General features: G+C 64.9%; 8 protein-coding genes. 4 read left to right on the forward strand and 4 right to left on the reverse strand.

Annotated elements, in window-relative coordinates; genetic code table 11:
* A partial coding sequence (locus I0Q12_RS04290; protein ID WP_231609975.1) for an enoyl-CoA hydratase/isomerase family protein occupies window positions 1–599 on the forward strand: 599 nt, incomplete at its 5' end.
* Window positions 600–794: 195 nt separating this feature from the next.
* Here the strand turns inward: I0Q12_RS04290 and I0Q12_RS04295 are convergent.
* From I0Q12_RS04295 to I0Q12_RS04310, 4 genes are read right to left on the reverse strand one after another with little or no spacing between them, the layout of a single operon-like run.
* On the reverse strand, window positions 795–1,301 hold the full coding sequence (locus tag I0Q12_RS04295) for a hypothetical protein (protein WP_197250744.1): 507 nt from the start codon (window positions 1,299–1,301) through the stop codon (window positions 795–797).
* Window positions 1,301–2,521 carry a phosphotransferase family protein gene (locus I0Q12_RS04300; RefSeq protein ID WP_197250745.1) on the reverse strand — a complete coding sequence of 407 codons (1,221 nt, stop codon included), beginning with the start codon at window positions 2,519–2,521 and terminating at the stop codon, window positions 1,301–1,303. Before I0Q12_RS04300 ends, I0Q12_RS04295 begins: the two co-directional genes overlap by 1 nt.
* A gap of 12 nt (window positions 2,522–2,533) precedes the next feature.
* Window positions 2,534–3,523, reverse strand: a complete 990-nt coding sequence (locus I0Q12_RS04305; RefSeq protein ID WP_197250746.1) for a hypothetical protein — start codon at window positions 3,521–3,523, stop codon at window positions 2,534–2,536.
* A 48-nt stretch (window positions 3,524–3,571) separates the two neighbouring features.
* Complete coding sequence (locus I0Q12_RS04310) at window positions 3,572–4,960, reverse strand: MFS transporter (protein WP_231609990.1); 1,389 nt, start codon at window positions 4,958–4,960, stop codon at window positions 3,572–3,574.
* A gap of 400 nt (window positions 4,961–5,360) precedes the next feature.
* Between I0Q12_RS04310 and I0Q12_RS04315 the strand changes: the two genes are divergently transcribed.
* From I0Q12_RS04315 to I0Q12_RS04325, 3 genes are all read left to right on the forward strand, one after another.
* Complete coding sequence (locus I0Q12_RS04315) at window positions 5,361–6,551, forward strand: IS701 family transposase (protein ID WP_197250758.1); 1,191 nt, start codon at window positions 5,361–5,363, stop codon at window positions 6,549–6,551.
* Between the two features lie 548 nt (window positions 6,552–7,099).
* Window positions 7,100–7,456, forward strand: coding sequence for a hypothetical protein (locus I0Q12_RS04320; RefSeq protein ID WP_197250748.1), 357 nt, complete (start codon window positions 7,100–7,102; stop codon window positions 7,454–7,456).
* Between the two features lie 483 nt (window positions 7,457–7,939).
* Window positions 7,940–8,340, forward strand: a 401-nt coding sequence (locus I0Q12_RS04325; RefSeq protein ID WP_197250749.1) for a hypothetical protein, incomplete at its 3' end; no start/stop codon positions are given.

Here is an 8,340-nt window from a genome sequence, read left to right on the forward strand (position 1 = left end):
GCCCGATGCTCGCGCGCAACAAACTGCCCGACGGCTTCGCCGGCGGCATCACCCGGGGCCAGCACCGCATCTACAAACCGATCGTCGCCGCACTCAACGGCTGGGTCCTCGGTGGAGGGCTCGAGCTCGCCCTCGCCTGCGACATCCGGATCGCCTCGGACAAAGCACAATTCGGCTCGTTCGAACTGCGCCGAGGCATGCACCCGGCGGACGGTGGGATCGTGCGTCTGGTCAACACCGTCGGGGTCGGTATCGCCCTCGAGATGGAACTGACCGGTGAGCCGATCGACGCTCAGCGCGCCCTGCACGCCAACCTGGTTTCCCGCGTCGTGCCCCACGACGACCTCGAGTCCGCGACCAACGACCTCGTCGCCAAGATCCTGCGCAACGATCAGAAGGCCATGGAATCGGCAAAGGAAACCATCTTCGAGGTCATCGGCCGGCCCCTCGACGACCAACTCAAACTCGAAGCCCTGCTCGGCTACGCACTCTGCGGCGACAACCCCGCCATCCGTGAGCGATCGGCTCAGTTCTTCGACAAGACCGACCCGGGCCGGGCCGGTACCCATCCGGTTGCGCTCGAGACCGAGACGGTGTGACCCGAAATGCTCGGGCGAGCAAACCGTAAGGTGCGCTCGCTGTGTGGATATCGATTCGGACTCCCAGCGACGACAAGCGAAGATCCGCTGGCCCCGCTGTGAGCTGTCCGCCATCACGCACATGCGCCGGACCTGGGCCCTCATCCGTCGAGGTGTGGGCCCAGGTCATCGCACACGTGGTGTGCAGCATCCTGTCTAGAGCAACTCGTCGATGCTCCGGAGCCGACCGCGGTCGGCCTCGAACCCGAACGGCGCGTACCAGGATCGCTGGAAGGCCAGAAGCGGTCGGGAGGATTCGACGACCCACCGGCCCAAGGCTCGGCGGACGTCGTCCGGAAGCGACTCGTCCTGCACGACTGTGCTCACAGCGGTGGCAAGAGCGCCGGCCCACTCGATGAGCTCGGTGGTGCCTGTGGACGCGGACTCGCGTGCAGTCCTGCCGGCATCGATGTGCTCGGCGAGGGTGGCGGTCGCCGGCTGCGGCAGCCGCGCCAGCAAACCCTCGGCCATTCGGAGATACTCGCCAAGCTCGAACCGGGACCGTTCGTGGATCCGGTAGATCCGCGTACCCAGGAATTCCAGGTAGTCGACGACGAGGGGGAGTTGCTCGGAGGCAAGGGGATCGGACCGGTCCACCGCCGGCGCGACGCCGTCGACCAGGGATTTGCGCAGAGCTCCGAGAGTGTTGCGCGAGTGATCCATTACAGCACCTCGCTCAGGAGAGTGTTCAGCTCGTCGGCTGCGACCGCAGCCATGCCCTTGACCCGGCACAGGACCACGTCCTGATGCGACTTGCCCAGCTTGGCGACCCGATGCGCCGAGGCCAGGGTGGAGACCACGATCTGATACGCGTTGAGGATCTTGTAGAAGGTGATCTTCTCCGGATCCACGGCCAGACCGGTGGCGTCCTCGTAACGTCGGTAGAAGTCATCTTCGGGGACCAGTCCACACACCAGGTAGCGGCCGTCCTCGTCGTAGTGGCCGAAGGTGGACTGCGTGGTCCACGCGAGGTCGCGGTGCCGGTCACCGAGATGGCCGCGTTCCCAGTCGAGCCAGGCCGTGATTTCGAGGGTGGATTCGTCGTAGAGGAAGTTGCCGCTGCGGTAGTCACCGTGGACGATGCCGACGTGGTCGAGCGCGGGCAGGTGGTGACGCATCCACTGCTCCGCCACGTCCATGAGCGGCAGGTCCTCCGCCCGGTCTTCTTCCCACGTGCGCCGAGCTTGGTTGAGGAGCCACCGCGCCGCGTCGTCGGTTCCGATCCGGGGTCGGCTGAGGCTGGTGAACGTCGTTGCGGACAGATCGAAGGTGTGAAGGGCCGCCAGAGAGGACATGAACTGGTCGGCCAGTGGTTCGCGGGCGCCCGGGCCGAAGTTCGTGCCCAGACCGCTGATCTTCCCGGTGGTGGTCGCCGACGGTTTGGTGACCCCGGAGACATAGGAGTAGAACAAGGCGGGTTCCGGAAAGAATTCCCCCTCGACGTCGATGAAATGCGGACGGGGGATGGGGATCGTGCCCTGCACGGCGCCAACGAGCTCGAACTCACGGAGCCGGCTGGTGGCATTCGACCCTTCGGCGGGATCCATCCGGACCACCATCCGTTCGCTCACCCAGGACTCGGAATCCTTGCGGTGCAAGGTGAATCCCATCTGAATCTTGGACACACCGCCGGTGAACCATCGTGCATCCGACACCCGGAAGGGGTCGTCGATGCGGGCGGAGAGGAAAGACTCGACATGCCGGACGAACTCGTCGAGGTCCATCCGCCGGTACGGGCCGAGCGCGCGGCGCTTCATCTTGCGGGTCAGTGTCCGATCCACTTCGGGCTCGGTCGGATACAGCGCGCGGAGATGTTCGATTTGGGCGTCGGTCGGGTCGTCGGCCCAGTCTCGGTCGGGCAGGGGCAGGGTTGCGCTGGTCATTCGAGATTGCTCCTACTTCTCGCGGCCGTGGCGGGACATCCGCTCGGCCAGGTAGTCCAAGCCGAAGATGTCCCCCATCTCGCCGTAGCCGACGGCGGTGCCACGCTCGTATCGGAACAGTGACTGGTAGCAGACGTGGGACGGGTTGAACGTGTACCACGGGTGGCCCGCGATCGCGCTGCCGAAGAACTCGTGCTTCTTGCCGCGGACGTCGGTGGCGGTGACGTGGTTGCTGAACGCGAGCATGTCGACGCGCTCGGCTCGAATTGTCCCGTCGACCAGGCCGTGGACTTCGCCGTGGTCGACGACGTAGCCGAAGCGGATCTTGTCGTAGAACACCTGTCCGCGTTCGATCCGCATCGGGACGGCCATGTGCATGGCGAATTCTTCACCGAAGTTGATCGAGACCCACGAAACCGAGCGGGTGCCGATTTCGGGGCGGGGTCCCCAGCTGTGGTCCATTCCCTCGTAGGATTCGACCTGGTAGGTCTTGCCTCGCAGTTCCAGCTCGCCGCGGATGCGGCCTTTGACTTCGAAGTGTCCGTTCTCCCATTCGTTGCCTTTGCGTGGATCGTTCGATGTGGCTCGATCGATGTCGAGCAGTGGGTTCTGGTTCGGGTCGTGTGGGTCGAACGGGTCGTGGAGTCCCTCGAAGGTGAGGTCGAAACTCGCTGCGCCGAGGGCATTCTTGTATTGCATCCGGTAGTTGCGCGGACCGTCCGAGGAGACGGTCAGGCCGTTCTCCAGGGAGTAATTGCTGAACGATTCTGGGCAGGGTAGGTGCATCTGAGGATCGGTGAAGTCGACCTCGTAGGGTTGGCGGCAGAAGCCCTGTCCCAGGATGACCGAGGAGAGGGTGACGCCGAGGTTGGGTCGGGCCAGCACGTAGGCGTTGCCCAGGATTCCTGCCTCGGGGACGGAGATGATCAGGACGGTGGTTTCGGTCCAGGTCCGGTCGGTGAGGTCGCGGGGATGGAATTCGGTATCGGTGTAGTGGATCACAGGTTTCCTCGTGTAGGGGAATTCGGGAGAACCGATCGGTCGGTTGGGTCAGTCATTCTGGAGTTGAGCAGTTTTCGTACTCTTCGGTGTGGTGGCCGGAAGATTCTTGGAGAGCGCGATCATGAGCACACCCCCGATCCCGAGGACGATCGCGCCGACGAGGAAGGAGACGCTGTTGCCGGTCTCGCCGGGGAACGCGTCGCGGATGACGCCGAACATGTACGGGGAGACGAATCCGCCGATGTTGCCGATGCTGCTGATCAACGCGATTCCGGACGCGGCGGCCGCACCGGCGACGACTTTCGGGGCGGTGGTCCAGAACGTCGGAATCGTGGCCATCGCACCGACTGTGCCGATGCAGATCGCGATGGCGGCGACGAGCGGACTCGACGATACGGTGGCCGCTGCGACCACCCATCCGCCCGCACCGATCAAAGTGGGAACAGCGAAGTGCCACATACGTTCCTGGGTTCGGTCCGAACTCCGGGAGATCACCACCATGGCAATTCCGGTGAAGATGTACGGTACTGCAGCGATGTAGCCGATGCCGGTCGTGCCGACGGTGCCGCCGGTCATCTCCTTGATGATCGAGGGGAGGAAGAAGCCCATGAGGTAGATGGGCACGACCATCGAGAAGTACACGGCCGAAAGCGCAAGCACCCGTATATTTTTCAGGCCGTCCGTCCACGACGAGTGGCCGTTTCCGTCCCCGGTGACGCCGGAATTCTCCCGGCGGATCGTGTCGGTGATCCATTGCGCTTCCGAAGCGTCGAGCCACCGGGCATCGCCCGGCTCGTTCGGGAGGAACTTGATGATCACCGCGGCGAGGAGCAGGCAGGGTAGTCCCTCGGCCAGGAACATGAATTGCCATCCGTGAAGACCCCACGGGTGGAACGACATGAGAGTGCTCGTCAGAGGGGAGCCGATGGCCGAGGCGACCGGGATGGCAAGGAAGAAGAGTCCGAGGATTCGCCCACGGTTCGCGGACGGTACCCAGCGGGTGAGGTAGTACACCACGCCGGGTAGCAGGCCCGCTTCCGCGGCACCGAGCAGGAACCGCATGCCGTAAAACATCCATACGTTGTCGACCAGTGACATCAAGGAAGTCACCAGGCCCCACGTCACCATGATGCGGGCAATCCAGATTCGGGCGCCGACCCGGTGAAGTGCGATGTTGCTCGGGACCTCGAAGAGTACGTACGCGATGAAGAAGATGCCGGCGCCCAGACCGAAGGCAGCCTCGGAAAGGCCGAGGTCCGCCTGCATTTCGAGTTTGGCCACGCCGATGTTTGTGCGGTCCACGTAACTGAGCAGTGCGCCGAGAAACAGCATCGGAACGATCCGGAACGAGATCTTCCGCGAAATGGTGGATTCCGGACTCGGGGGACCGGATTCGTAGGGTTGTGCGGCGGTGTTCTGCCGGCGGTGGTTGTCCATGGTCACCTGAACCTTCTGAGGTGTAGGTCGCGGAGGGGCTGATACCCCAGCGGAAGTGACGACGTCACCGCGAACCATAAGAAGGCCCGGAACGACGAAACAACGACATCTTCGGCTCCATCCGGTATGCCGGGACACGAGCCGACTGTCGGGGTCGACAGGGTGGTTCTGCGATGTGCTTGCTGTTCAACGACGGATGCAGTAGAGCGCGTCCCGCGACACAGCCTGGGTCGGGGCGCAGAACGTGGGATTCGCAGGGTCTGCGACGTTGCCTTCGGGAACCGAGCCCACCCTCGATGCCCAGGAGTGGTCTACATCACCTGTGGCGGTCGAGTGTTCCTCGGCAGGCGGGGATGCTCTACAACGACAGATCGTGACCAAAGATTCGGATCGCACGCAATTGGTTGCCGGCCCCGACGGTGGTGAGGGGCGCTCGCCCGGGCCCGCATTCGAGGTCTTCTGTGCCCGGTTCGCACATCGATTCCCGCGCGTCGAACCGCGCCGGCGGATGTGGGCTTATGTCCACGGCCTCTTGGGCGATATCGAGCGCAAGAACGGGTGGACCCTGGCGGAGGCGGCGGGCGAGACCGGCCCGGAGGGGATGCAACGGTTGCTGAACGCAGCATCGTGGGATGAGGATGGCGTACGCGACGACGTGCGTGACCTGGTGGTCCAGTTGGTCGGTGATGTCTGGCAGGGCCTGCTGATTGTTGGCGACCTGTGTTTCCCGAAGCGAGGCGACCGGTCTGCCGGGGTGGCGCCCTGGGTATCGAAAACCGAAAGGACAAGCAACGCCCAGACCGGGATCTTCCTGGCGTACGCATCCCAGAAAGGGTGGGGCCTGATCGACCGGGAGCTGTACCTGCCGAGAGAATGGACGGACCATCGGGACCGATGCCGTGCGGCCGGCATCGACGACTCGGTGGGGTACCGGAGCCCGGCCGATCTAGCCGAGACGATGCTCGGCCGAGCTCTCGACGCAAACGTGCCGTTCGCCTGGTTCACTGCCGGCGTCCTCTATGGGCGATCGGAGAATCTGCGGAGATCACTGGAGGAGCGGAGCGTCCCGCATGTCCTCGAGATTCCGGGCGACTGCCGCGTGACCACGGCACACCTGCAGGTCTGCACGGCCCGCGAGGTGATCGGCGAGTTGTCGGAGACGGTATGGCACAGGCTCAGCCACGGCGACGAGCTGACGGGACATCGTGTTCGAGACTGGGCGGCAGTGGACCTCCACAGGTCGGGACGACAATTCGGGAACTGGCTCCTCGCCGGACGATCGATCACCGACCCGTCCGACATCGCCTACTACCTGTGCTTCGGCCCGGCTGGCTGCATCCTGTCCGAACTCGCCCGAGTCGCCGAGGGACGGTCGGCAATCGAGAAGTGTCTCCGAGTCGCCCGAAAAGAAGCCGGTCTCAAGGACTATCAGGTCCGCGGATACCGGGCGTGGTACCGACACGTCACCTTGTCGATGGTCGCGGCGACGTACCTGTTGATCCGGCGCGGGAAGGACGTGGGCCGCGATGACGACTTGTCGCGTGTACGGCCGGTTCGTTCCCGGCCGAGCGCGGTGGCGCCGTGGTGGTGAAACGGCAGGTATGAGGTGGAGTCGGTTCGATCCCTCCCCAGCGGCGAGGAAGGTCGGAGCGGCAACGCCGGCCCCGCAACGTCAGATCTGATATGGATAGCTCCCTCGCGAGGCCAATCCTTGTTCGACGCAAACGCTATTGAGGTTTGAACCGGCGACGACTGAGTAAGGCGGATGCGGGGCATCGCCGTGTGGTGCGTAACCGCGGGCCTCGTCAATCCTGGCTCCATTATTGATTTCCCCTTGAACTCGGTGTCGCACTCCCGATCTAGCTCGTCAAGGCTCGGCCTGGTGGCGGGGTTCGGGCCCTCGGAGGGTGCGGCCAGGGGTGTGGTGTGTGCAGGGTCGTGTCCATGGCTTGGCACGGTAGCGAAGGAGATGGGGTTCACGGAGTGGATGAGCCCCCGAGAGGGTGTGCTGTCGGCGGCGGTGTGGGCGGGGTGTCGACCCGCTACCTGCTCTGCGGGACTGTCTGGGTCACTGTGCACCGGACAGCGCGGGGGTGCGGACGGTTCGGCTGCGGCCGGACCGGTGGATCGAGGAATGGGATGTACGGAGTGTGGAGGAGCCGGGAGCATTTCTCGGTGCCGGGATCGAATCCGGCCGCGACCTCGGTCGACGTGCACGTCCTCGCCGATGCCGCGCGCCGTGACCGCGGTGCTGGGCGGGGGCCGGCGCCGGTCATCGCTGAACTGGTCGTCGGCGGTTGGCAGTTGGTGTTCTTCGTCGAACCGGACCGGTTGCGGGAGATCACCCGCGGGCAGGGCCGCAAGTACGAGGGGGTGCGCGCCGGCTGGCTGCGCTGGTCTTCGACCATGCGCGCCGTTCCTCCGGTGGCGGAGACCAGTACTCCGACAGTCGATCTCGACACTCCCGTATCGCGAACCCGGCCGGAACCATGGTGATACCGACCGATGATGCGCCGTCGCTCCAGCCGCGTACCGACCCCGTGGTACCTCGAGATCCCGGTGCACTCGACGGCACCACGACCCACACGGTCATGAAAGACATCCACGGCTGGGTTGCCCCTTAAGGCGTTTGCTCTCCCGCCCGGACAGAGGTACGGGGATCGGGTCGCCCGCAGCTGCCGACACCCCACCCCTCCTACCAGCGGCCCAACCCTTATCCCGGCGGTCGGCAAACCCAGCAGGAGACGGGGAATCGACGCAGCTAGATCCGCTGAAACACCTTCGCGCTGCGCGCGGCTCGAGGGCGTCCCGTGGGCGGGGCGTTCCGTTGCCGGGGTAGCCGGCCGTGCGAGTCCGGCCCGGTGTGATTACGAGCTCTTGCGTAGCAGCCCGGTCACTGACCGATACCTCGACAGGCCAGGTTGAGCAGCGGTGCAGGCAGAGCCCGAGGTGATACTATTTGGTATATCCCCGGTTGAGGTGGTGAAGACGATGTCGGTGGCGTTCGAGAAGGACATCGAGCGGCAACTGCGCGCGATCTCCCCGCGCGCGGAACTGGCGCAGCTCGAGAAGATCCGCGCCGTGCTTGCCGCGTCCGAGGCCGGATGGTCACAGCGTGAGATCGCACGTCGTGTGGGGGTGGAGCAGCCGGAGATCAGCCGGCTGCTGAAGAAGGCCCGCCTGCGGCCGGAGGTCCGGCAGCGCACCCCTCGTGAGGTGATGCTGCGGTACGCGGTCGGCGAGCTCACCCATGAGCAGATGATGGACGAGCTCGAGCACTGGGACTACACCTTCGGGGGCCCACCCGAGGACGATCCTGCCGCCGACGTGTACGTGCGCGGCAGCTGGGATCAGATCGAACGGGCCGGGGATCTGCTCTC

The sequence above is a fragment of the Rhodococcus sp. CX genome, from assembly GCF_015865005.1.
In the GTDB taxonomy this organism is placed as follows: Bacteria; Actinomycetota; Actinomycetes; order Mycobacteriales; family Mycobacteriaceae; genus Rhodococcus.